22 protein-coding genes are annotated in these 23,061 nt (G+C 71.6%); 9 read left to right on the top strand and 13 right to left on the bottom strand.

The genetic code is table 11. The annotated features are described in order from the left end of the window. The first annotated feature begins 66 nt into the window (after positions 1-66). Positions 67-1,359 carry a Gfo/Idh/MocA family protein gene (locus ACG2DA_RS10125; RefSeq protein WP_395255487.1) on the top strand — a complete coding sequence of 431 codons (1,293 nt, stop codon included), beginning with the start codon at positions 67-69 and terminating at the stop codon, positions 1,357-1,359. A gap of 127 nt (positions 1,360-1,486) precedes the next feature. Here the strand turns inward: ACG2DA_RS10125 and ACG2DA_RS10120 are convergent, their stop codons facing one another. Beyond that, positions 1,487-2,608: an alpha/beta hydrolase family protein gene (locus ACG2DA_RS10120; protein ID WP_395255486.1), complete on the bottom strand. Its 1,122-nt coding sequence runs from the start codon at positions 2,606-2,608 to the stop codon at positions 1,487-1,489. Positions 2,609-2,618: 10 nt separating this feature from the next. Further along, positions 2,619-3,626 (bottom strand): hypothetical protein, encoded by a 1,008-nt coding sequence (locus ACG2DA_RS10115; protein WP_395255485.1) that lies wholly within the window; start codon positions 3,624-3,626, stop codon positions 2,619-2,621. Between the two features lie 164 nt (positions 3,627-3,790). On the opposite strand from ACG2DA_RS10115, the gene ACG2DA_RS10110 reads away from it, so the two are divergent. From ACG2DA_RS10110 to ACG2DA_RS10100, 3 genes are read left to right on the top strand one after another with little or no spacing between them, the layout of a single operon-like run. Next, a complete protein-coding gene (locus ACG2DA_RS10110; RefSeq protein ID WP_395255484.1) occupies positions 3,791-4,219 on the top strand; it encodes a DUF1499 domain-containing protein in 429 nt (142 codons plus the stop codon). Next, complete coding sequence (queC, locus tag ACG2DA_RS10105) at positions 4,212-4,928, top strand: 7-cyano-7-deazaguanine synthase QueC (RefSeq protein WP_395255483.1); 717 nt, start codon at positions 4,212-4,214, stop codon at positions 4,926-4,928. Before ACG2DA_RS10110 ends, queC begins: the two co-directional genes overlap by 8 nt. Continuing rightward, positions 4,921-5,643, top strand: coding sequence for a 7-carboxy-7-deazaguanine synthase QueE (locus tag ACG2DA_RS10100; RefSeq protein ID WP_395255482.1), 723 nt, complete (start codon positions 4,921-4,923; stop codon positions 5,641-5,643). Before queC ends, ACG2DA_RS10100 begins: the two co-directional genes overlap by 8 nt. A 12-nt stretch (positions 5,644-5,655) precedes the next feature. Here ACG2DA_RS10100 and ACG2DA_RS10095 read toward each other — a convergent pair whose 3' ends face one another. After that, the gene (locus tag ACG2DA_RS10095; protein WP_395255480.1) at positions 5,656-7,125 is read right to left on the bottom strand and encodes a sulfatase; all 1,470 of its coding nucleotides are present in this window, start codon (positions 7,123-7,125) and stop codon (positions 5,656-5,658) included. A gap of 112 nt (positions 7,126-7,237) precedes the next feature. On the opposite strand from ACG2DA_RS10095, the gene ACG2DA_RS10090 reads away from it, so the two are divergent. Then, entirely contained in the window at positions 7,238-10,282 is a 3,045-nt protein-coding gene (locus ACG2DA_RS10090; protein ID WP_395255478.1) for a DUF1553 domain-containing protein, read from the top strand. Between the two features lie 127 nt (positions 10,283-10,409). Here the strand turns inward: ACG2DA_RS10090 and ACG2DA_RS10085 are convergent, their stop codons facing one another. Both ACG2DA_RS10085 and ACG2DA_RS10080 read right to left on the bottom strand, forming a co-directional pair. After that, positions 10,410-11,120, bottom strand: coding sequence for a hypothetical protein (locus tag ACG2DA_RS10085; protein ID WP_395255477.1), 711 nt, complete (start codon positions 11,118-11,120; stop codon positions 10,410-10,412). Between the two features lie 110 nt (positions 11,121-11,230). Then, positions 11,231-11,686 carry a hypothetical protein gene (locus ACG2DA_RS10080; RefSeq protein WP_395255476.1) on the bottom strand — a complete coding sequence of 152 codons (456 nt, stop codon included), beginning with the start codon at positions 11,684-11,686 and terminating at the stop codon, positions 11,231-11,233. A gap of 155 nt (positions 11,687-11,841) precedes the next feature. On the opposite strand from ACG2DA_RS10080, the gene ACG2DA_RS10075 reads away from it, so the two are divergent. Both ACG2DA_RS10075 and ACG2DA_RS10070 read left to right on the top strand, forming a co-directional pair. After that, complete coding sequence (locus tag ACG2DA_RS10075) at positions 11,842-12,210, top strand: hypothetical protein (protein ID WP_395255474.1); 369 nt, start codon at positions 11,842-11,844, stop codon at positions 12,208-12,210. Beyond that, entirely contained in the window at positions 12,210-12,536 is a 327-nt protein-coding gene (locus ACG2DA_RS10070; RefSeq protein ID WP_395255473.1) for a hypothetical protein, read from the top strand. Before ACG2DA_RS10075 ends, ACG2DA_RS10070 begins: the two co-directional genes overlap by 1 nt. 7 nt (positions 12,537-12,543) lie before the next feature. Here ACG2DA_RS10070 and ACG2DA_RS10065 read toward each other — a convergent pair whose 3' ends face one another. The 3 genes from ACG2DA_RS10065 to ACG2DA_RS10055 form a co-directional block, all read right to left on the bottom strand. After that, positions 12,544-12,876, bottom strand: a complete 333-nt coding sequence (locus tag ACG2DA_RS10065; RefSeq protein WP_395255472.1) for a hypothetical protein — start codon at positions 12,874-12,876, stop codon at positions 12,544-12,546. Positions 12,877-12,895: 19 nt separating this feature from the next. Continuing rightward, a complete protein-coding gene (locus tag ACG2DA_RS10060; RefSeq protein WP_395255471.1) occupies positions 12,896-13,114 on the bottom strand; it encodes a hypothetical protein in 219 nt (72 codons plus the stop codon). A 141-nt stretch (positions 13,115-13,255) separates the two neighbouring features. After that, the gene (locus tag ACG2DA_RS10055) at positions 13,256-15,295 is read right to left on the bottom strand and encodes a sigma-70 family RNA polymerase sigma factor (RefSeq protein WP_395255470.1); all 2,040 of its coding nucleotides are present in this window, start codon (positions 15,293-15,295) and stop codon (positions 13,256-13,258) included. 766 nt (positions 15,296-16,061) lie between these two features. On the opposite strand from ACG2DA_RS10055, the gene ACG2DA_RS10050 reads away from it, so the two are divergent. Next, entirely contained in the window at positions 16,062-17,225 is a 1,164-nt protein-coding gene (locus tag ACG2DA_RS10050) for a citrate/2-methylcitrate synthase (protein ID WP_395255469.1), read from the top strand. A gap of 43 nt (positions 17,226-17,268) precedes the next feature. Beyond that, positions 17,269-17,703, top strand: coding sequence for a secondary thiamine-phosphate synthase enzyme YjbQ (locus tag ACG2DA_RS10045; RefSeq protein WP_395255468.1), 435 nt, complete (start codon positions 17,269-17,271; stop codon positions 17,701-17,703). 31 nt (positions 17,704-17,734) lie between these two features. Here the strand turns inward: ACG2DA_RS10045 and ACG2DA_RS10040 are convergent, their stop codons facing one another. The 5 genes from ACG2DA_RS10040 to ACG2DA_RS10020 form a co-directional block, all read right to left on the bottom strand. After that, positions 17,735-18,817: a lysylphosphatidylglycerol synthase transmembrane domain-containing protein gene (locus ACG2DA_RS10040; protein WP_395255467.1), complete on the bottom strand. Its 1,083-nt coding sequence runs from the start codon at positions 18,815-18,817 to the stop codon at positions 17,735-17,737. Positions 18,818-18,932: 115 nt separating this feature from the next. Further along, positions 18,933-19,880: a serine O-acetyltransferase gene (locus tag ACG2DA_RS10035; protein WP_395255465.1), complete on the bottom strand. Its 948-nt coding sequence runs from the start codon at positions 19,878-19,880 to the stop codon at positions 18,933-18,935. 132 nt (positions 19,881-20,012) lie between these two features. After that, positions 20,013-21,083, bottom strand: a complete 1,071-nt coding sequence (locus ACG2DA_RS10030; RefSeq protein WP_395255464.1) for a metallophosphoesterase — start codon at positions 21,081-21,083, stop codon at positions 20,013-20,015. A gap of 87 nt (positions 21,084-21,170) precedes the next feature. After that, entirely contained in the window at positions 21,171-21,596 is a 426-nt protein-coding gene (locus ACG2DA_RS10025) for a hypothetical protein (RefSeq protein ID WP_395255463.1), read from the bottom strand. A gap of 145 nt (positions 21,597-21,741) precedes the next feature. Continuing rightward, the gene (locus ACG2DA_RS10020; RefSeq protein ID WP_395255462.1) at positions 21,742-22,818 is read right to left on the bottom strand and encodes a DUF1559 domain-containing protein; all 1,077 of its coding nucleotides are present in this window, start codon (positions 22,816-22,818) and stop codon (positions 21,742-21,744) included. Positions 22,819-23,061: the final 243 nt, after the last annotated feature.

The following is a 23,061-nucleotide window of genomic DNA, read 5'->3' as shown; positions in this document are numbered from 1 at the left end:
GGGGGCCGGTAATTTCCAGACGCCGCCGCTCGTTTGCCGTCCGTTGTCGTTCTGCCGAGGTCGCTCGTGTCCGCCAGTCGTCGCTTCTTTCTCGGAACCTCCGCCGCGGCGGCCGCCGTCGCCGGGCTCTCCAAATCCGCCCGGGCCGCCCTCGCCCCGGGGGAGGCGAAGCGGGCGGACGGCGTGACGAACCTCGCCCTGATCGGCTGCGGCGGGCAGGGGCGGCACAACCTCACGCAGATGTTCGAGGCCGCCAAGGCCGCCGACGTGGGGCCGGTCCGGGCGATCGCGGTGTGCGACGCGGATTCCGCCCGCACCGCCGACGCCGTCGCGTTGGCGAACTCCCTCAACGGCGGCGGCGCCGAGTGCCAGGCGTTCGAGAACCACGCGGCGCTGCTGGAGGCGGTCGGGAAGGATCTGGACGCGGTCATCGTCGCCACGCCCGACCACCAGCACGCCCCGGCCTCCATCGCCGCCGCCGACGCGGGGCTGGCCGTGTACTGCGAAAAACCGCTGGCGAACAGCGTGGCCGACTGCGACGCGATCCTCGCCGCGGCCCGGCGGAACGACGTGCCGTTGCAGGTCGGCAGTCACGAACGCAGCAACGATAAAGTGCGGCGGGCCTGCGAATTGGTCCGCGGCGGGGCGCTGGGCGAATTGAAAGAGATCGTCCTGCACATGCCCACGGAGCAGACCCACCACCGGGCCGTCGCCGCGACCGAAGCCTCGGATCCGACGGTCCCTCCGCCGTCGTCGCTCGACTACGCGATGTGGCTGGGCGAGTCGACCGCCGCCGCCGCCGGCCCGGCGACCTGGCCGGATATGAAGGCCGTCGACCCGCAGCTCCCCGGTTGGATGCCGCAGGCCGGGCCGCACTTCTGGTGGCGGTTCGTCAGCGCCTTCGGGGCCGGCGAGATCACCGACCGCGGCGCTCACATCCTCGACATCGCCCAACTGGCCACCGGCCGCGACGACGCCGAGGACTGGGAACCGGTCTCCGTCACCGGAACCGGCGGCGACCGCCCCGGCGCCTTCTACGACGCCCCCATGCGGTACGACTTCCGCGTGACCTTCCCCAGCGGCCCGGACTACGTCGGCACGACCGAGGGCGAACGCGGCGTGCGGTTCGTCGGGGAGAAGGGCGAACTCTTCGTCGCCGTTCACGGCGGGGCGACGACGGCCGATCCCGCCTCGCTGTTGGAGACGGAGGTCGACGTGGACCTCGGCCGGACCGCCTCGCACCACGTGAACTTCCTGCGGTCGCTCGCCGGGAAGGAAACGCTGTTCGCCCCCGCCCAGGCCGGCCACCGCACCGCCGTGCTCTGCCACAGGATCAACGCCGCCCTGCGGGCTGCGTAAGCCCACTCAATCGTACCAGCCCGGAGCGCAAGCTCCGGCCGTGCGTCCCTCGACCCGACGGCTGCGCCGACGGCCGATGCTCGCGCATCGGGCTGGTATACGCGGCCGATTCCGAGCGCCGGCGGCCTCAGCGGCCGGCCAACTCCGCCGCGGTGAGGGCGATGTCGCACGTCGGGCCGTCGTCGGCCAGGATCTTCTCCGCGAGGACCGCGTTCGCCGGGGCCAGCACGTCGAAGTGGTCGGCGTTCGGGACCACGAACGCCCGCACCCGCGGGTTGTCGTTCGCCCGTTCCAGCTGCCGGAGCGAGTCCGCGTTGCCGCCGGCGCCCTCGATCAGGAACAGCGGCGCCCGCACGTCCTTCAGCCAGTAGCCGGGGGAGCGGACCAGCGCCTCCCGCTCGTCGTTCCAAGGAACGTGGTACAGGTAGTCCCCGCCGTAGTCGCGGACGTCGAAGACCGGACCGAAGGCGAAGGCGGCCCGGAAGCGGTCAGACCGCTCCGCGACCAGCGCCGCCAGCGTGCCGCCGGTGCTGTGCCCGCCAAGGTAGATGCGGTTCGGATCGACCCCCGGCTGGGCGGCGAGGAACTCCGCGGCGGCGAGTACGTCCTCGACCTCTCCGAGGAAGCCTTCCCGGCGGCCGGGGTTGGCGTTGCCGCCGCGGAGGGAGGGGAACAGCATCACGACGCCCGCCTCGCGGAAGGCGCTGGCGGTCTGATCGTTCTCCGGCGGCCCCGGCTCCCAGACGGGGCCGATCGTGTTGCAGTCGCCGCCGGTCAGCCAGACGATCGCCGGGCGGCGGGCGTTCGGGGCGATCGTCCCCTCGGCGACCTCCGTGGTGAGGTACGCCGGCAGGGCGCCGACCGGGGCCGGGTAGCTCACCAGGGCGAACGCCGCCCCTGGCGGCGGCGGCTCCGGCGGTCCCGCGTACGGGCCGGGCGCTCCGAGAATCGTGTTGAAGCCGGCGACGGCCTCGGCGAGCGTTTCGCCGGACGCGGCCCGCTGTCGGGCCTGCTCCAACCGGGCGCGGCCCTCCGCCTCGATCCGCTGATTGACCGCGACCAGCAGCCCGCCGCAGCAAAGCAGCGCGAGCAGAACCCCGCCGCCGGCCAGCCCGCCGATCCACCACCATACGGTGGCGTTGGAGGACGAACGGCTCCGCCGCGACGCCTTCTTTCGCTTACGGGGCGGGGCGGGGCGCTCGTCCGGCGGGCGGCGGGGGCGACGCGGCGGCAGGGGGGAGTCCGGCATGCCGTTGAGATTACCGGCGGGGCGTGCGCGGCTGCATCGCCGTGCGGAGCGGCAGGTGGTAGACGCCGTCCCAGGCCGTCAGGTCGGCCCACTCCGGCCCGCGGGTGCGTTCGCCGGCCAGCACGCCGGCGAGGTCCCGGGTCAGCCGCAGGCGTTTGGTGTCCGTCGCCAACTCGCCCGGGTGCGTCGTCCCGGGCGGGCGGCCCCACAGGATGCGGGAGCCGGCCCGGGTGACGAGTTCGAATCGCGGGTCGCCGACGGGTTCGCTCGGTTCATCGCCGTCAGCGGCGCCCGGGGCGCCACGGACGCGTTCCCAGAACCGCTCGCCGCTGGCGTCCAGCGGGCGGACGCCGGCGAGGTCCAGTTTGTCCCAGTCGTGCGCCAAGGCGGCGCAGATTGCCGCGGCGCCGGTCACCGCCGGGTCCGGCCAGACCGTGCCGGCCGGGCCGGGCGTGGATTCGATCCCGCCGACGCGCGGCAGGGCGTCGGCCGCCGGGCGGGTGAAGTCCGCGGGGGGGAGCAGCACGCCGTTCGCGTCGATCGGGTACAGGCCGTCGCCGGCGGCGACCGCGGCGGCGGGGGCCCGGTAGCTCAGTCGCACCACCGCCGCGGCGGGCGAGAGCACCTCGACCCGCTCCACCCCCGCCACCCAGGGATGCTTGGCGAAGCCCTCCGCCAGCCGCTCCGCCAGCCCGTCCTCCAGGATGCTGGCCGGCTCCTCGCCGAGCACCTGGGCCACGACGTTCGACGGCACGGCCAGCGGCGGCGGGGGCTCCAGCCGCACCCGGTCGGCCGTCAGCCGGTATTCCTCCCGGGCCGACAGGTCCGGCAACTGCTTGATCGTCCAGGGAACGAGGATCGCGACCAGCGGCAGCAGCCCGGCGATCAGCAACCGGCGGGGCGTGAAGAACCACCCCGCGACCCGCCGCAGGCGGGAGGGGGCGGGACCGTCGGCGGGCCGGGGCGAGCCGGCGGGGGCGTCCGGGGATTCGGCGCTGGTGCGGGCGACTTTCGGCACGGCGGGGGCGAAGCGGGGGGAACGAGCCTCTCAGGCATCGGCGCCCGGCCGGCCGTCGGGCGCGTTCGGACCGCCGGCCCCGCACGACCGGCCCGCCCGGGGGTGGAACGCCGGGGGCCGTCTCGGCCTTGATTCCGCCCGGCGGCCGGTCACCCTTGCAGGCCATGATCTGGTCGCTGCTCTCCGCCGCCGTCCCCGACGTCTCCGGCCTCTCCCCCGAGGAGCCGCTGCCGGTCTGCCCGAAGACGCCGAACTGCGTGTGCAGCGAGGAGGCCACGCCGGAGGCCCGCCGCGTCGACCCGCTGCCGGTCCACGGCGACCCCGCCGCAGCGTGGGGCGTGCTGAAGAAGACAATCGTCGAGGACCTCGGCGGCGCGCTCAAGTCCGATACCGGGACCGTGCTGCACGCCGTCGTCCGCACGCCCGTGTTGCGGTTCCCCGACGACCTGTTCGCCCGCCGGGACGACCGGGGCGGCGTGATTCACCTTCGCAGTTCCAGCCGCGTCGGCCGCAGCGATCTGGGAGCGAACCGCCGCCGGGTCGACAAACTGCGGACCGCCTACCTCAAGCGGCTGGGAGCGAACGATGAGTGACGCCACGGCCGGACAGGCTCCCCCCGCGGTGGTGCTGCTGTCCGGCGGGCTGGACAGCGCCACGGCACTCGCCTGCTGCGTGCGCGACGGCTTCGCCCCGCACGCCCTCTCCTTCGACTACGGCCAACGGCACCGGCAGGAATTGGAGGCCGCCCGCCGCGTCGCCGACGCCGGCGGCGCCGTCCGACACGAAACCGTCGCCCTGAACCTGTCCCAGTTCGGCGGCTCCGCCCTCACCTCGGATTTGGAAGTGCCGAAGGACCGCGAGGAGGCGGCGATGGCGGCGGAGATCCCGGTCACCTACGTCCCGGCCCGCAACACGGTCTTTCTGTCCGTCGCCCTCGGCTGGGCCGAGGTGTTGGGGGCGCGGGATATTTACGTCGGCGTGAACGCCGTCGACTACTCCGGCTATCCCGACTGTCGCCCGGAGTTTTTGCAGGCGTTCGAGACGCTGGCGAACCTCGCCACCAAGGCCGGCGTGGAGGGGGACCGGTTCTCCGTCCACGCCCCGCTGATCGACCTGACGAAGGCGGAGATCATCCGCCTCGGCCTGTCGCTGAACGTCGACTACGGCCTGACGCATTCCTGCTACGACCCTGTCGACGGCCAAGCCTGCGGGCGATGCGACAGTTGCCGCTTGCGACTGGCCGGCTTTAAAGCGGCGGGGGCGACGGACCCGGCGCCGTACGCGGCCCGTCCTAATGTCTGAGTTCGTAAGAACGCTCGCGGCCCCGTCGCTGCGTCTGTCCGAGGTGTTCCGCAGCATCCAGGGCGAGGGGGAACTCGCCGGGACGGACAGCCTGTTCGTCCGCACCATCGGCTGCAATCTGCGCTGCCGGTGGTGCGACACGCCCTACACCTCCCACGCCCCCGAACGCGGCGAGCGGGTCGCGGTGGACGACCTCGCCGAACGCATTTTGAACGAGGACTGCGAGCACGTGGTCCTCACCGGCGGCGAGCCGCTGCTGACGCCGGGCGTCGTCCCGCTGACGGAGGCCCTGCGGGCGGCCGGTCGGCACGTCACGATCGAAACCGCCGGCACCGTCTTCCGGCCGGTCGCCGCGGATTTGATTTCGCTCTCCCCCAAACTCTCCAACAGCACGCCGGACGGGCGATGGGCCGCCCGCCACGAGGCGACCCGCGACGCCCCGGCGGTCGTCGCCCGGTTGTTGTCGGAATTCGACTATCAACTGAAATTCGTGGTCGAGGGCCCCGGCGACCTGCCGGAGATCGAGCGTTGGCTCGCCGACCACAACGTCGGCCGCGACGCCGGCCGTTCCCGCGTGTTCCTGATGCCGCAGGCCCGCACCGCGGCGGAGTACGAACGGCTCGCCCCGCGGGTGCGGGCTCTGGCGGAGGCCCTCGGCTTCCGCTTCGGCCCGCGGCTGCACGTGGCCCGCTGGGGCGACCGGCGGGGGGTGTGAGGGGCCGGCGTCTCAGTTCTTCGACAGCCGGGCGGCGGTGACGTCTTCGCCGCGGGTCATGCCCTCGCGGTGGGCGTCGGCGAGCTGCGTCAGTTCCTCGACGATCTTCCGGTGGTTCCTGGCGACGTCGTACCGCTCCTCCGGGTCCTGATCGAGGTTGTAAAGCAGCGGGGTCTCCAGCTCGACCCGCTTGTTGGGCACGCCGTAGCCCGTGCCGTACTCGCCGTTGGTGATGAAGTGGGCCTTCCAAGGGCCGCGGCGGACGGCGTACAGGTCGCCCTGCCGCCAATAAAACTGCTCCGTCCGCGGGCTCTCGCCCTCCGGCGTGTCGCCGGTGAGGGCGGGAGTGAGATCCACGCCGTCCAGCGTCACGCCCTCCGGCAGGTCGGCCCCGGCCAGCGCGGCGAAGGTGGGCAGGAAGTCTAGCGTGCTGCCGAGGCCCCGCTGCACCACGCCGGCCGGCACCGTGCCGGGCTGGCAGCAAATCGTCGGCACCCGCACGCCGCCTTCGAAAGTGCCGCCCTTGCCGCCCCGCAGCGGGCCGGCGGAGCCGCCGTCCTGCTGGAACGACAGCCAGGGACCGTTGTCGCTGGTGAACCAGATTTGGGTGTCCTCTTCGATCCCCGCCTCCCGCACCGCCTGCACCACGGCGCCGACGGAGCGGTCGATCTCCGTGACCACGTCCCCGTACAGCCCGCGGGGGCTCTCGCCGCGGACCTCGTCCGGGGCGAACAGCGGGATGTGCGGCATATTGTGGGCCAGATACAGGAAGAACGGCCCGTCCGCGTTCGCCTCAATAAATTGCGCCGCCTCCTCGCCATAGCGGCGGGTGATCGTTTTCTGGTCGGCCGGCCGCTCCACCGTTTCGACCTCGCCCTCGGCCGTGGAGCGGAGCAGGGGGACGTTGTAGTTCTCCGAGCCGGAGGGGTTCTTGGCCCGCTTGTCGCCGCCGAGGCGGTCCATGTCGTTGCTGTAGGGGATGCCGAAGTAGTAGTCGAAGCCTTGGGCCGTCGGCAGGTATTGGGGCAGGTGGCCGAGGTGCCACTTGCCCACGCAGGCGGTGGCGTAGCCCTGCGGTTTGAGGACCTCGGCGATCGTCACCTCGCTCTGCGGCAGGCCGCCGGCGGAGTCGGGGAACAGCACCCGGCGGCTGCCCTTCGCGTCGCTCTGCATCGTGCCGCTGCGGACCGGGATGCGGCCGGTCAGCAGGCCGGCCCGGCTGGGCGTGCAGACGGGGGCGGCGCAATAAAACTGCGTCCACCGCATCCCCCGCTCGGCCAGATCGTCCAAATGCGGGGTGGCGATCGTGGGGTGCCCGAAGCAGGCCAGATCGCCCCAGCCCAGATCGTCGCAGAAAATGACGATCACGTTCGGCGGCCGTTTCGTCTCGGATTCCCTCGGTTCGCCGGCGCCGGTCGGCGGCGCGTCCCCGGGCACGGGACCGAGCGCGAGCAGCGAGCAAAGCAGCGGGGCGAGCGTCATGGAGGCGTTCCGAAAGACGGGGCGAGCCGGCCGAGGGTAACGGGGGGCGGGGCCGTCGCCTACAATCGCCGGCGTTGATCCGTTCCGAACCCTCCGAGGGGACCGGCCGCCCATGCCCGTCTCGCTGTTGCTCGCCGCCGCGCTGTTCGCCGGACCCGCGGAGAGGGACGCGCCGCCGACCGGCGCCGGCGAACCGGGGAGCCGTGTCAGCTTCCAACGCACGATCCGCCCGCTGCTGGCGAAGCGGTGCTTCGCCTGTCACGGCCCGGACGAGGAGGCGAACGAGAGCGGCCTGCGGTTGGACGAACCCGGCCACGCCGCCGGCCCGGAGATCCTCGCCCGCGTCACGGCGGAGGACGAATACACAGTGATGCCCCCGCCGGAGGCCGGCCCGCCGCTGAACGCCGCGGAGGTCGCCGCTCTACAACGTTGGATCGAGGCCGGCGCCGACTACGAGCCCCATTGGGCGTTCGTGCCGCCGGTGGCTTCGGAGATCCCGCGCGCCGAGACGCAGGAACCGACCGAAGGCGGACCGGAGCCGCCGCGGAACCCAATTGACCGGTTCGTCGACGCCAAGCTGGCGACGCATGGTCTGACCCGCTCGGCTCCGGCGGATCGGCGGACGCTGGCGCGGCGGGTCGCGCTGGACCTCACTGGCTTGCCGCCGACGCCGGCGGAGGCGGACGCCCTCGCCGCCGACCCGGCCCCGGACGCCTACGAGCGATTCGTCGACCGCCTGCTCGCCTCTCCCCGCTACGGCGAACGCTGGGCCCGCCGCTGGCTGGACCTCGCCCGCTACTCGGACACCAACGGCTACGAGAAGGACCGCGAACGCCCCATCTGGCCCTATCGCGACTGGGTGATCCGGGCCCTCAACGCGAACCTGCCCTACGACGAGTTCAGCGTCCTCCAACTCGCCGGCGACCTGCTGCCGGGGGCGGGGATCGACGGGCAGATCGCCGCCGGGTTCCATCGGAACACGATGCTGAACGAGGAGGGCGGCATCGACCCGCTCCAGTTCCGACACGAGGCGGTCGTGGACCGGGTGGGCGTGACGGGGGTCGTGTGGCTTGGCCTGTCCACTGAGTGCGCCCAGTGCCACACGCACAAATACGACCCGATCACCCACACGGACTACTACCGCCTGTTCGCCCTGCTGAACAACGCGGACAACCTCACGATCGCCCTGCCGGACCCCGCGGTGGACGCCGAGCGGGCCCGCCTCGCCGCGGAGGCCGACGCCCTCGAAGCCGCCCTGCCGAACCAGTTCCCCGGCGGGGCCGAGGCGTTCGACAAAGCGTTTGCGGCATGGGGCGACCAACGCACCGCCGCCGCGACGGACTGGCGGATCGCGGCGCCGACCTCCGCCACGTCCAACTCGCCCCGGCTGGACGTGTTGGAGGACGGCTCCGTGTTCTCCACCGGCGACATCACCAAGCGGGACCTGTTCGAACTGACGTTCGACCTGGACGCCCTCGATCTGCCCGGCCCGATCACCGGGCTGCGGATCGAAGCTCTGCCGGACGAACGCCTGCCGGCCGGCGGGCCGGGGCGGGTGTTCTACGAGGGGCGGGCGGGGACGTTCTCGCTCTCGGAGGTGACCGCGGAACGGGACGGGGAGCCGGTCGCGTTCGCCGGCGCCTCCGCCAGCGCCGAGGGGGTGGGCAAATCGTTCGAACGGGGCGGCAAGGCGGGACAGGCGATCGACGGCGACTCCACCAGCGCGTGGGGCCTGGGCGAAACCGGCGTGGAGGGCCGGCTCGTGCTGGCCTTCGAGAAACCGGTCCCGGCGACCGGCACGTTGGACCTTTCCATGCTGCATGAACGGCACTTCGCGGCCTCGCTGGGGCGGTTCCGCGTCGCCTTCACCGCGGACCCGGCCCCGCTGGCCTCGCCGTTGCCGCACTCGTTGGAGGCGGCCCTCGCCTCGGGGGAGCCGCCGACCGAGGCGACGCGAGACGACCTGCGGCGGCTGTTCGCCCGCACGGCGCCGGAGTTGGAGGAGGCCCGCAAACCGATCGCGGCGCTGCGGGATCGGCAGCCGGAGCCGGTCCGCACGCTGACCTTCGCCGAGCGTCCCGACGACTTCCCCCGGCCCACCTTCCGCCACCACCGCGGCGAATACACCGACCCCCGCGAACCGGTGACCGGCGGCGTGCCGGCGTTCCTGGCGTCGTCCGACGGGAAACCCGACGGGGGAAACGTGACCGACCGGCTGGCGCTGGCCCGCTGGCTGGTCAGCGACGCCAACCCGCTGGCGGCCCGGGTCGCGGTGAACCGGGCCTGGGCGGCCTTCTTCGGCGCCGGCTTCCTGCCGGACGCGGCCGACTTCGGCACGCAGTCCCCGCCGCCGACGCACCCGGAACTGCTCGACTGGCTGGCCGTCCGCTTCCGCGACGGGGACGGCGGGGCGGGGGAGGTCGGGGCGTGGGACGTGAAGGCGCTGCACCGGCTGATCGTCACCAGCGCGACCTACCGGCAGCGTTCCGCCGTCACCCCGGAGCAGGCCGCGGCCGACCCGCACAACGAACTGCTGGCCCGCGGCCCGCGGCACCGGTTGGAGGCGGAGCTGGTCCGCGATTCCGCCCTCGCCGCCAGCGGCCTGCTGGTGGAACGCCTCGGCGGTCCGCCGGTGATGCCGCCGCAGCCCAGCAGCGTGACGGACCTCGCCTACGGGGGCTTCAAGTGGACCCCGGCCGTCGGCCCGGACCGCTTCCGCCGCAGCGTGTACACGTTCAGCAAGCGCACCGCCCCGTTCGCCGCCTACGCCGTGTTCGACGCCCCCAGCGGGGAGCGTTGCGCCGCCGTCCGCGACCGCAGCAACACCCCGCTCCAGGCGCTCACGCTGCTCAACGACGGGATGTTCCTCGAATACGCCCGCGGTCTGGCGGCCCGAGTGACGGAGGCGACCGACGACCCCGCCGAGCGGGCGGACCGCCTGTTCCGGATCGTGCTGACCCGCCCGCCGAGCCCGGCGGAGCGGGACGCCATCGTGCGGTTCGCCGCGGCACAGCGAACCCGGATCGACGCCGACGAACTGGACGCCGCCGAGATCACCCACGGCCCCGCGGACGCTGCCGGAGCGAACGACCTGGCCGCCTGGACCCTCGCCGCCCGGGCCGTGCTCAACCTGGACGAGGCATTGACGAAAGAGTGAGGGATCTCCGTGAGCCCGGAGCGCAAGCTCCGGCTGTGCGGCCGCCTCTCCTCACTGCATCACTCTGACGCGAAGCTCGCTTCGCTCGCCGGCCGGAGCTTGCGCTCCGGGCTCATGCAGCTCGCCGTCAGTGGGCCGCGGCGGCGGTGGGGCGGCCTTCGGGGGCGGGGTCGAAGGAGACGTCTTTGAAGTCGGCGCCGCGGGTGTCGCCGGGGTGGGCGTCGGCTTTGTTCGCCGTGGACAGGTACTGGCAGGTTCCGCCCTCGCGGACCAGCACGCGGGCGATGCGACCGAGCGGAATCGGTTGGCCGTCGGAACCGAGGTGGCCGGCGTCCAGCACCGCAACCGCCGGGCCGGCCTCGGCGACCTTCTCGTTCAGCGGGCTCTGCGGGTCGTCCGCCTGCTGGAAGGCCCACCAGCCCACGGCCCCGCCGATGCAGGCGCCGAGGATGCCGACCGTGAAGGCGACGATGAAGAACCACTGCATCCCCGGCGGCTCCGGGAACAGGATCAGCACGCCGAGGCTCAGCATCACGGCCCCGACGCCGCCGAAGATCGCCGTGCCCACGCCGGCCTGGGTGTGGAGCGAGGGGCGGTGGTGGTCGTAGCCCTCCAGGAACTCCTGGCGTTCCCGCAGGTTCGTCAGCGTGCGGACCTCGTCGGCCGGCAGGCCGAGGGAGACCAACTTCGCGGCGGCCCGTTCGGCCTTGGCGGCGTCGTTGAAGTTCGCCACGCACACCCGGTGAGCCGGGGGCGTCGGGGCCGCCGCGGCGGAGACGGCGTGCGACTTCGACTCTTCGGGCATGGCGGCGGGCGGGGCGGGGGCGGCGGCGCTCATCGTGGGCGGATTGAAGCACACCGCTCCCCCCGAGCCAACCGGGACGCCCCGTTCCGGCCCCCGGCGAAGGCCCCCCGCGACGGCGAGACGCGGGGGGGCGCCGGCGGACCTCATTCTTCCTCGTCCTCCGGAGCGTCCCCCGACTGGGCGAGGGCGCCGCCGTCGAGGCGGCATTCGCTCGGCTCCGGCTTCCCCTCGATGTGGGCGGCGAGGATGCGTTCCAGCGTGTCCGGATCGCAGCCGCCGTACCACGCCCCGCCGCCGTGCCCGGCCGCGGCCGTGCGGGCCGAGTGCACCTGGGCCAGCGGGCCGAACTTGCAGACGTCCACGCAGGCGCTTTTGACGGCGGCGATCCGCACGCCGTTTTTCTCCGACCGCTTGGAGAGCGTTCGCAACGCCTTCCAGCTGGCCTTCATCTCGCTCGCGGAGGCGCAGCCGGCCTCCTTGGCGTCGGCGCAGAGCACGACGGTCACGGCGGCGTCGGTCAGCCGCAGTTTGTCGGCCTTCTTGGCGGCGGAGTCCCGCTTTTTGGCGGATTTGGCGTCCAGGGCGTCAGAATCGCTCATAGTCCCAGTCTAGGTCGCGGAAAGGGAGGCGTCCCGCGCCGGACCGCCGCGTCGCCGCTTGACCGGGCCCCGGCTGAGCCCGACACTTCTCGCACGCGGTTGAGAATCAGTCTCACCCCGGATCGCCCGCCCGATTCCGTCCCGTTCGAGTTCGCATGAGCGCCCCCGTCCCGAACGAACCGACGCACGATCCCGTGCTGCTGCCGTTCGTGCCGCCGGCGCCGACCCGCTCCGCCCGCGTGCCGGGCGAGGTGTTGCTGGGCGTGCTGCCCGGGGCGACGGAGGACCGCCGGACCGCGGTGGTGCGGCGCACGGGCCTGTGCGGGGCGGTGTCGATCCGCCTCAGCGACGAGTCCTTCAGCCCGGCCGTCGGCTGGTTCCCGCAGAGCAGCGTCGAACTGCCCGCCGACCAGTTGGGCGGCCTGAAGGCCCTGCTGGCGACGGTCCCGCCGCCCGCCCCGGTCGTCCGCCGGGCCCCCCACGCCGACGCCCCGGCCACCCTGCCCTTCGCCGCGGCGGGGTAGTGCCCCGGGCGCCGTTCTTCGACGTCAGCCGCCCGGCCGCGTGGAAGCGGCCGGTGGTTGCGTTCGTGCTGGTCGCGGGCCTGTGTCTCACAGCGAACGCGGTGCCGTACCCGATGGGCCGCTATTCGGGGGGCGGGCGAATCCGGCTCCGCGGCTGGCCGGACTGGTATTGGCTTCAGAACGAGACGGGCTACACCCGCTACCGGGCCGAGGAGGCCGCGTGGAATATCGCCGTCTCGGCCCTAATGGCCGTCTGCGCCTTCGCGGCGGTGCGTTGGGTAACGATTCTGCGACAGGGGGCTGCAAACGAGGCCGACAGCGGGTGAGCCCCGCTCATGACACCGCGACGGCCGCGGCGTCCTGCTGTTTTTTGCTCCGCTCCAGCAACTCGCCGACGGTCGTCTCGCCCAGCATCAGGGCGAGGTCGTCCCGGTCGATCTCGATGCGGTCTACCTCTAACCCGATTGACCGCACCGCGGCGACGGCGGAGCGGGCGGCGTCCTCGAAGGTCGCGGCCTCTCGGTGAAACGGAATCGCGATTTGCCCTTCGGAGATCCCGAACGAGGCGTCGTCGCAACCTGCCTCCCAAAGCTGATCGGCGAGTTCGTCGAACCGGTCGTAGTGATCTTCCGCGCGAACCGGATAGATCGTGAAGTGGTGGGTCACCGGCTTCCTCGTGTGCGGTTCAGTGGGGGCAGCGATCGACCTTCTTGCGAATGTCGTTCGCGTGGTTTTCCGGGGAGCGGGGCGTGGAGTATACCCGCTGAATACACCCGCCGCGGGAGCCCGCTCCGCACAGGAGGGTTCCCCAGTTATGCGAACTTCCGCCGGCTTTCTCCAGTCGCCATCCGCGACTGAGGGCGTACTCAATCGCCTCGCGGATGTGCTTGTTCGGGTGGGTCATCAGGGCAAGGGGAAACGAGATCGGGGGCGGCCGTGATCTCCTTGATCCCGGCACGCCCCCGACAGTAGTCGCATTCCACCGAGTTCTCGGACGGTGGCCGCCAGTTAGGCCGCTCCACTCGGTTTCGGGAAACTCAGAGCCTCACGCGGCCGCTTTGCCGCGGCGGCCGCGGGCGGCGAGGCGGGCTTGTTCTTTCGCCTCCTCCTCCCGCTGCTTGACGGCCAGCTCCTCGATCTGGTCCTCAGTGGCGAAGCCCTCGAGGTGCCGGGTGCGGGTCTGGTGCTGGAGCTTGCGGAGGGCCTTCGACTCGATCTGGCGGATCCGCTCCCGGGTCACTTTGAAGTACCGGCCGGTCTCCTCCAGCGTGTAGCTGTAGCCGCTGTCGTTCAGGCCGTACCGCATGCGGATGATCTCCCGCTCCCGGCCGGTCAGGCTCTTCAGGACCGTTTCGATCTTGTCCCGCAGCAGGGCCATGTTGGCGCCGGCCATCGGGTTCGCCTGGCCGTCGTCCTGCAGGAAGTCGCCGTAGGTGCTGTCCTGGCTGTCGCCGACCGGCGTGTCCAGGCTGACCGGGTGCTTCCAGGTGCGGAGGACCTTTTCGGTGTCTTCCACGCTCATCCCGGCGACCTCGGCCAGCTCCTCCGGAGTGGCGTCGCGGCCGGTCCGCTGGCGGATCGCCTCCGCCTTCCCCTTCAGCGAGGAGATGTTCTGGAACATGTGCACCGGGATGCGGATCGTGCGGGCGTGGTCCGCGACGGCCCGGGTGATCGCCTGGCGGATCCACCAGGTGGCGTAGGTGCTGAACTTGTAGCCGCGGCGGAACTCGTACTTCTCCACGCCCCGCATCAGGCCGGCGTTGCCCTCCTGGATCAGGTCGAGGAACGACAGGCCGCGGTTGCGGTACTTCTTGGCGATGGAGACCACCAGCCGCAGGTTGCTGCGGGAGAGGCGCTGCTTGGCGGTGGTCCACTGGCCGATCCGGCGGCGGATCTCGCGGAGCCGCTTGCGGAGCTGCTCCGGGCTCTCCCGGCAGTCGTCGATCAGCCCGTCCAGCTCCCGCCGCAGGGCGGCGACCTCGTCCACCCGGCGCTCGTCGGAGGCGAAGCGGGCGATGTCGCTCCGCAGGTCGTACATCCGGTCGCAAACGGCGGTCAGCTGGTCGATCAGCGGCATCAGGCGGTGCGTCCGCAGGCTGCACTCCTCGCACAGCACGGCCAGTTTGCGGCGGCGGGCGGTCATGCGGTCGGCGGCGGCGACCCGCTGCTCGTCGTTCAGCGACCCGCTGCGGAGGGCGGCGAAGTCCGCGGCGTTGAGCTCCAGCAGGCGCTTCATCGTGGGCAGGTTGAGCGGCAACCGGCCGAGGATCTGGTCCTTGCGGGTGTTCTCCGTCTCCGAGATCCGCAGCGTCCGCTCGAACGGCAGGGCGCCCTCGTGGACCTTCTCGAACATCTCCACGGCCTTGCCGAGGATCCAGTCGCTCTCCACCGCGTGCCGGCGGAACCACTTGCGGCTGGCCTCGATCTGCTTGGCGAGGAAGATCTCCCGCTCCCGGCTCAGCAGCGGGATGCCGCCCATCTGCGAGAGGTACATCCGGATCGGGTCGCGGCTGGAAAGGGCCTGGGCGTCGGTCTCCGCCCCCAGTCCGTTTCGCTGCGAGTTGTTCGATTTGCTCGGCCGCACGCAGTCGTCCGCCTCCGGCGGGGCGTGCGGGTCGTCGCAGACGTCCAGCCCGAGCGTCTGACAGCCGGCGATCAGCCGGTCGGTCATCGTGGAGTCGCCGCCCTCGTCCGGCAGGAAGTCGTCGATCTGCTCGTAGGTGAGGTAGCCCTGCAGCCGCGCCGCGTCCAACAACCCCTGGAGGTCCGGCTCGAACGGGTAGAGAGCGGAGCCGTCGAACTGCTCCTCGCCGGCCAGCCGCTCGGCCGGCGGGGCGCTGGGGCAGGGCAGGCCGGGCGTCGGTTTGCGTTCGACGTCTTCCTCGGCGAGTTCCGCGGCGGTCGGCTCGGCTTCCGCGCTCTCCTCGGACTCTTCAGAAGAGTCGGCAGCCTCCTCGGACTCTTTTTGCGGATCGAACAGGGAGAGTCGCGGGGAGTCGCCGGGAGTCGGCTTGGCGTTCGGGGCGTCGGAGTCCACGGTGCCCAGGGCGAGGGTCGGGGCGGCGGGGGCGGTGCGGGTCGGCATCGGACTTGGTCCCGGGTGTGAGGTGTGCGAGGGACGGCCCGACGCCGGCGGGGGCGGCGCGGACCGGGGGCGGAGACCCGTTCGCTGCGGGGCGAAGGGGCGGGAAGCGGGGAGAACTCAGCGGCGAACGGCGCAGACGGGCCGATCAGCCGGGCGGCGAAGCCGAGGGGGAGAAGACCGCCGTGCGGCGGTCGAGAGAGAGGGGGTCGCGGCGGCCGTGGTTCGGCCGGTTGGGGCGACGACGACCCGCACGGGGGTCGTTCCGATGCCAATCGGGGGTCACGGTCGTCATTCCACCTCCTGTGGAAAACCGGGGTGACGGGATTGTGTGGCAGCGCGAAACTGCCGTTTCCGAACCGCGGGCGGAAGTCCTATTCTCCGCGGGTCGAATCGCCCTTGGGGCGGGCGATGGAGGGATGCTACCCATGCGAAGTACCGTCGGCACGGGAAAAGCCCCCGAATCGGAAAAAAGATCAGGATTCCACCCCCGGCGCCTCTCGCCGGCGGGCTGAGCAGTCCATTCTGTCGGCCGTTGCCGGAATGTGGACACGAGTTCACGTGTTCTGCCCAAAGCGGCTGCAAATGTTTACGAATGCGCCGGTGGCGCCGTTCCGCCGCCGGTCCGTGCGGGACGGGCCGGCCGGCGACCCGCGGCCGGTGGTGGGGGTGTGTGAGACGGTTACACTGCACCGTCCCGCCGGGGAGCCCCTCGGGGAGCGTCGGCGGGCAATTCCTTCGAGCCGCGATCCTCACCCCGCCCGCCCCCATGTCCGATTCCGCCACCAGCGCCGCCGGCGCCAAAGCCGACGCGTCCGTTAGCAAGGGGTTGAAGGGCATCAAAGCGGCGGACAGCTCCATCTGCCTGGTCGACGGCACGGTCGGCAAGCTGCTGTACCGCGGTTACCACATCGACGATCTGGCTGCGAACTGCACCTTCGAGGAGGTCGCCTACCTGTTGCTCAAGGGCGAACTGCCCAACGCCCAGGAGCTGGACACCTTCGACGACCCGCTCTCGCAGGACGCCGCCCTCACCCCGGCCGTCGCGGAGTTCATCGCCGGCGCCCCGACCGACGCCCCGCCGATGGCCGTGCTGCGGACGGCCGTCTCCCTGGCTGGGCTGTCCGACCCGACCGCCGACGACCTCTCCCCGGAGGGCGCCTACCGCAAGTGCATCCGGCTGGTCGCCAAGCTGGCGACGATGACCGCCGCCATCCACCGGGCTCGGCAGGGCAAAGAGGCCGTCCAGCCCCGCCCGGACCGGCCGTTCGCGGAGAACTTCGTCCGCATGATCAAGGGGACGGATCCGACGCCGGACGAGACGAAGGCGATGGACCTGATCCTCACCCTGCACGCGGAGCACGGGTTCAACGCCAGCACGTTCGCCTGCCGGGTCGTCATCGCCACGCTGCCGGACGTGTACGGCGCCATCACCGCCGGCGTCGCCGCCCTGAAGGGCAAGCTGCACGGCGGGGCGAACACCGCGGTGCTCGAAGCCCTGGAGACGATCGGCACGCCGGCCGGCATCGACGACTACATCGAGGCCGTCAAAGCCCGCAAAGGGAAGTTCATGGGCTTCGGCCATGCCGTCTATCAGGTCGAGGACCCGCGGGCCAAGCACCTCAAGCAGCTCTCCCGCCGCCTCGGCGAGGAGCAGGGCGACACGACCTACATCGACATCAGCGAGCAGCTGGACGAAAAGGTCACGGTGCTGATCGGCAAGAACTGCAACGTCGATTTCTACAGCGCCAGCACGATGAACTACCTCGGCATTCCGAAGGAGCTGTTCACCTGCATCTTCGCCAGCAGCCGGGTCGCCGGGTGGAGCGCCCACATCCTGGAGCAGCTCGCCGACAACAAGATCATCCGCCCCAGCGCCAACTACACCGGCTACGAGCAGCGGCAGGTCGTCCCCCTGTCCGACCGCGGCTGAGGCCCCGGCCGGTCCGCCCGAGCCGTCCGCAAAAGGATCCGCGATGAAGTCGTTCACCGAAGAACTGTGGATGGAGGTCCCGCAGCGGCGGGCGATCGTCTCCCTCCACCGGGAGGTCGAGCGGTTGGTCGCCGAGAGCGGGGTGCGGGAGGGCCTGGTGCTGGTGAACGCGATGCACATCACGGCCAGCGTCTTCATCAACGACGACGAACCCGGCCTGCACGCGGACTACGAACGCTGGCTGGAAACGCTGGTCCCGTTCGACGTCGGGACCGACCCGGCGACCGGCGGCTACCTGCACAACCGCACCGGCGAGGACAACGCCGACGCCCACCACAAACGGCAGATCATGGGCCGGGAGGTCGTCGTGGCGATCACCGACGGCAAGCTGCACCTCGGCCCCTGGGAGCACATCTTCTACTACGAGTTCGACGGCCGCCGCCGGAAGCGGGTGCTCGTCAAAATCCTCGGGGAGTGACCCCGCCGACGGCCGCTGGGGGGCGGCTCGTTCAGAGGGCGTCGGCGTCGGCCGGCGCGGCGACCGGCTTCCCTCCGCCCCACAGCCCGGCCCGCAGGGCGCAGAGGGCGCCGGCGAGGGTGATCGGGACCCACTGGGTGATCTGGTAGTAGACGCTCGCGCTGAACGCCGCGGCGGCGCTGACGCCGAACGGAGCCGTGCCGGCCCGGAAGCAGACCTGCACCACGCCGAAGAACCCCGGCGCCGCCGGGACCAGCACGCCGAAGGCGATCACGCCGTTCACCACCGTGCCCGCCGCCAACGGCAACCGCTGGCCGAACGCCGCCAGGCAGAGCCAGATCATCCCGCCCATCAGGGCCCAGTGCAGCAGGGAGAGTGCCGCCAGTCCCGCCACCGCCCGGCCGCTGCGGAGGGCGTGCAGCCCGGTCGCCGCCTGATGGAGCAATCGCGGCACCCCGGTGCGGACGACCTCCGGCAGGCCGGGGACCGCGTGCAACACCGTCTCCGCCAGCCGCACGCAGGCGTCCGTCTGCCAGAGGAACAGCCCGCAGCCGGCCGCCGCGACGGCCAGACAGCCCGCGGCGATCCAAACGAACCCGCCGTACTCCGCGTTCGCCCCGGGCACGAACGGCAGCGAGGCGGCGAACAGGGCCAGAATCGCCCCGACGTCCAACACCCGTTCGAGCACCACCGTCGAGAGCACCCCGGCGGCGGGCGTTTGCCAGCGTTTCGTCACCACGGCGATGCGGAAGAACTCCCCGGCGTGGGCCGGCAGGACGTTGTTGCCGGCGAAGCCGATCAGCGTCGCCGGCAGCACGGCGTTCGCCCGGAACGGCTCGTCGGAGCCCCGGGGGAGCGGCCTCAGCAGCGCCGCCCAGCGGACGGCCTTCGTCCAGAAAAAGGCGACCAGCAGCAGGCCGATCAGCGGCAGGGTGCGGTAGTCCGCGGCGGCGAAGGCGGGCGGAATCGCCGCCCACTCCACGTCCCGCACCGCGATCCACAGGCAGATCGCCGAGACGGCTACGCCCAGCAGGATCGCCCCGAAGCGCCAGCGCGGCGGGGAGTCCGACGAGCCGCGACCGTGAGGGAGCGGTCGCTCTGACGGCTCCGACAAATCGGAATCGCGGAGTTCAGTCGCGGGCGGCGCGGCGTTCACCGGGCGCACCCGTGCGAGCGGCCCCTCCCTGACGGTCGGGGCTCAGCGTTGCCACGAGGTGACGGGCGACCGCTCACCCGGCCGTCCGGAAGCGGAGGCTGGGCTTCTCCGCCGTCACCTTCGTGCCGGGGGCCACGCTTTCGGTGATCGTCGCCCCGGCCCCGATCACGGCGCCGCAGCCGAGCGTCACGTCCCCGCCCAGCACGGTGGCGTTCGAATAGACCACCACGTCCCGCTCCACGGTCGGGTGCCGTTTGGCGTTGCGGACCAGCCGCCCCTCGCCGTCGCGGGGGAAGGACTTCGCCCCCAGCGTGACGCCCTGGTAGATCTTGACGTTCTCGGCGATCCGGCAGGTGGCCCCGATCACCACGCCGGTGCCGTGGTCGATGAAGAACCCGGGACCGATGCGGGCGCCGGGGTGGATGTCGATGCCGGTCTCGGCATGGCTCCACTCCGCGATCATCCGCGGGATCAGCGGCACCCCGAGGCTGTGCAGCGCGTGGGCGATCCGGTGGGCGGTGACCGCCGAGAGGCCGGGGTAGCAGAAGATGACTTCGTCGTAGCTGGCCGCGGCGGGGTCGCCCTCGTAGGCGGCCTTCACGTCTTCGACCAGCAGTTCCCGCAGGGCGGGGATCTGATTGAGGAACGCGAGCGTGACCCGCTGGCCGTCGGCTTCGAAGTCGACTTCTTTCGTGCAGGGCTCGCTGTCGGGGTCGGCGGCCTTGGCCCGCCGCATGAAGTCGTGCCGCAGGGCCCGGGCGGTCTGCTCCGTGAGGCGGTCGTGCAGGCTGTCGACCAGGGCCCCGACGTGGAACCCGATGTTGCCCATGTGCAGGTTCTGCCGGGTGCGGTAGCCGGGGAACAGCACGCCCTTGAGGTCCCGGGCGATCGCGCAGACTTCCGCGGTGTTGGGCAGCGGGCAGTGCCCGAGGTGGTGGCCGACGCCGAGATCGTGGTAGCTGGCCACGATCCGGTCGGTGAGTTCCGGCAGGTCCTCCTTGAGGCGGAAGTCGGCGGACATCGGACCGGGGAGCGGAAGGAACGAACGACGGCCGGAGTGTACGCCGGCCCTGCGACCGGACACACCGTCAGAATCGTTATCGGCCCGCCGCCGGGACGGCTCCACCCGATCCGCCGACCCTCGGGAGGCCGTTCAGGCGGCGACCGGCGCCAACCGCAGGTCAAACCGGTTTTGGGCCGAGGCGTTCCACTGGTTCAACGCCGGCGAGTAGTCGTGAATCACGGCCGTCGTGCCGTCGGGGCGGCATTCGATCAGGCGGAGCCAGCCGTCGCCGCCGTTCGGCTTCATCTGGAAATTCACCAGCGTCTGGTGCACGTCGCGGCCGGCGTCGTCCCGGGAGGTCAGCCGGGCGAGGCCGTCGTTGAGGACGTGGCCGTTCAGCGTCAGCACGAAGTTGCCGTGCTTGCGGACGAGGCCGTCCCAAAGTTCCTGGCCGTCCGCCACGTCGCCGCCGGTCGCCGCCGCGACGCCGTAGGAGTGCGGGTTCCAGCTCTGCTTCGGGCCGTACTTCGCCCAGTCGTAGCGGGTCTCGTCGAAGTACATGTAGGCGTGGGTGATCAGGATCGCCGGCAGGTCGGCGTGGGCGGCGACGACCTCGTTCGCCCAGCGGATGACGTCCTTGCGGGGGCCGAACTCCAGCCCCAGCACGAGGAACTTTTGGTTGCCGCCTTCGAACAGATGAAAACTGTTCTCCATGCGGTCCGGCTCTTTGTCGTAGGTCCCGCCGAAGGTGGGCCGGTCGCGGAACCGTTCGACGGGGAAGTACTCGTTGAGCCGGGTGGTGCGGTCCGTCGCCCGGCCGCCCTCGCTGTAGTCGTGGTTGCCGGGGACGAGGACGTAGGGGACGACGCCGTCCAACGTCTGCATCGCCGCCGCGGCGACCTCCCACTGCTCCGGCGTGTTGCGGTTGGTGATGTCCCCTAAATGAAGCACACAGGTCACGTTGCGGGCGTCGCGGTTCTTGGCGATCCACTCCGTTTGGGTCTGGAAGCCCTCCGGGTGGGCCTGACAGTACATTTGCGTGTCGGGCAGCACGGCAATCGTGTAGGAGCCCTCCGCGATCGCGGGCGGTTCGCCGTCGACGAAACGCGTCTCCGGCTCGGCGGCCCGGGTCGGGCCCGTTCCCCAGGCGAACGCCGCCGGGGCGAACGCGCCGGCCGCGGAGGTTTTCAGCAGGTCGCGGCGGGTGAGGGCGTGCGGCACGGCGGCGGGTCCGGGGGCGGGAACGAGGGGCGAAAAACGAGCACGCCGCGGCCCCATCGGGCCGCGGCGTCGACGAGCCCGTGCGGATCAGGGTAGCGGGGCGGATTCCAGCAGCCACGCGTCGCCGTCACGGACGAAGGTCCACTCCACGGTCGGCGGGCCGTCCTCGCCGGCGGCGTCGTACTCCGCCGCGGTGGCGGCGGCCACTTGGACGGTCGCCCGGTCGCCGGCGACCTCCACGGCCTTCGCCTCGGTCCGCAGCGGGTAGTAGTCCGCGGCGGAGACCCCCTCGGGGGCCTTCCCGCCGACGAACAGCGAGTTGAAGCTCGCGGCGTCCTCGGAGCGGTCCGGAACCTCATTGACGGCGTTCCGCACGGCGGTTTCCGCGGAGTCGTCCGGCGGGCCCATCGGGTCGGGCTCGTCGCAGCCCGTCAGGCCGACGGCCGCGGCGATCAACAGGGCGATCAACGGAACGGAGAGGCGCCGCAGGGCGGGCGGGGGGGCGATCAACACGGCAGGTCGGCAGGGGGCGATTGAACGGGAAGGAGAAAGAACGGGAGCCCGGACCGCGTGACGCACAGTCCGGGCTCCGCGACGCAGGTCGCCGGGGCGGGGTTCGCCGGGGCGGGGTTCGCCGGTGCGGGGGCTCCGGTGCGGCTCAGATGCCGTCCTTGACCACTTCGCCGGCGGCCCGGGTGCAGAGGGCCTTCCAGGTGGCCAGGTCGATCGTCTCGGAGAAGAACTGGACGCTGCCGTCGGCCATCACGGCGTTCACCCCGCCGGTGTGGTCGCTGCGGGCGGCGGCCCAGGTGTACTGGTCGTCGTGGTTCTCTTCGCAGAGCATCGGGTCGTTCGGCTTCAGGCCGCTGTCGTCGCAGTAGGGCACCACGTCGGTGCCGGGGCTGTTGGGGGCGTCGTGGGCGGTGAAGGCGCCGCCGCCCATCCACCCGCCGAACCAGACGCCGCGGCAGTCCTTGGCGGAATCGACCGTCAGCAGTTCGCTGACCGCCACGGTGCTGGTCGTGCCGTCCTTGATCTCCGCCAGCCGGGTGCCCTGCCCGCGACCCATCTGCTCCTTGGAGGAGCCGCCGCTGAAGCTCATGCGGTGCTCCTTCAGGCCGAACACGCCGGCGGTCGCCTTATTGCGGTGGGAGTAGAGGTCCTCGGAGCCGTAGTTGGCCCCGTAGTTGCCCTTGGACAGCTCGTCGAGTTCCCACTCGTTGAACAGCGCGTCGGCCTCTGGGGCGCTCGGGCAGACGAACGGCGCCGGGGTGAACACGCTGAGCCGGCCGGAGTCGCTGCGGCCGTTGTAGCCGGACAGTTCGCAACCGTCGCAGGGGTTCTTGTCGCCCTCGACGCACAGCTTGAGGATGCGATCCAACTGGGTCTGATCCAGTTCCGCCAGCAGGTTGGCGGCCCAGTTCGGCCCGTGGTGGCTGCCGGCCTGGGAGCCGCCAAGGTTCCAGAACGCGTTCTTGGTCTCGTAGTCGGACACCGGCACGCCCGGGGGGAACGACTTATAGGTGCCGTGGTGGTTGTGCAGGGCCAGCCCGATCTGCTTGAGGTTGTTCTGGCACTGCGACCGCCGGGCGGCCTCGCGGGCCTGCTGCACGGCGGGTAATAACAGCGAAACCAGAACGGCGATGATCGCGATCACCACCAGCAGTTCGATCAGCGTAAAGCCGAACCGCGACGGACGCCGGACGCGACGGGTGGGGGAAAGATGCGTATGCACAGGGATTCTGGGAGGAAGGTGCGAAGGCGGACGCCGCACGCCGGCGCCCGCGGCCGGTCAAAACCGGCCGCCGAGGCTGCGAGTCGCGAAACCTCCTCGGCGGGATCGAACCGTCCCACACCAGTGCAAATCCACAGTGCGATTCGCGTGAAAATCCCATGAGTTGACTCATGGGAAACCATCGATGCCTTTCGCGGAACGCACCGCCCCCCGCACAACCGGGAGGGGCCGCCTCACGGCGGC

It is taken from the genome of Alienimonas sp. DA493 (assembly GCF_043951915.1).
Classification (GTDB): Bacteria; Planctomycetota; Planctomycetia; order Planctomycetales; family Planctomycetaceae; genus Alienimonas.
Note: the sequence above shows the minus strand (reverse complement) of the source record. Positions and strands in the feature narration are given on the sequence as shown.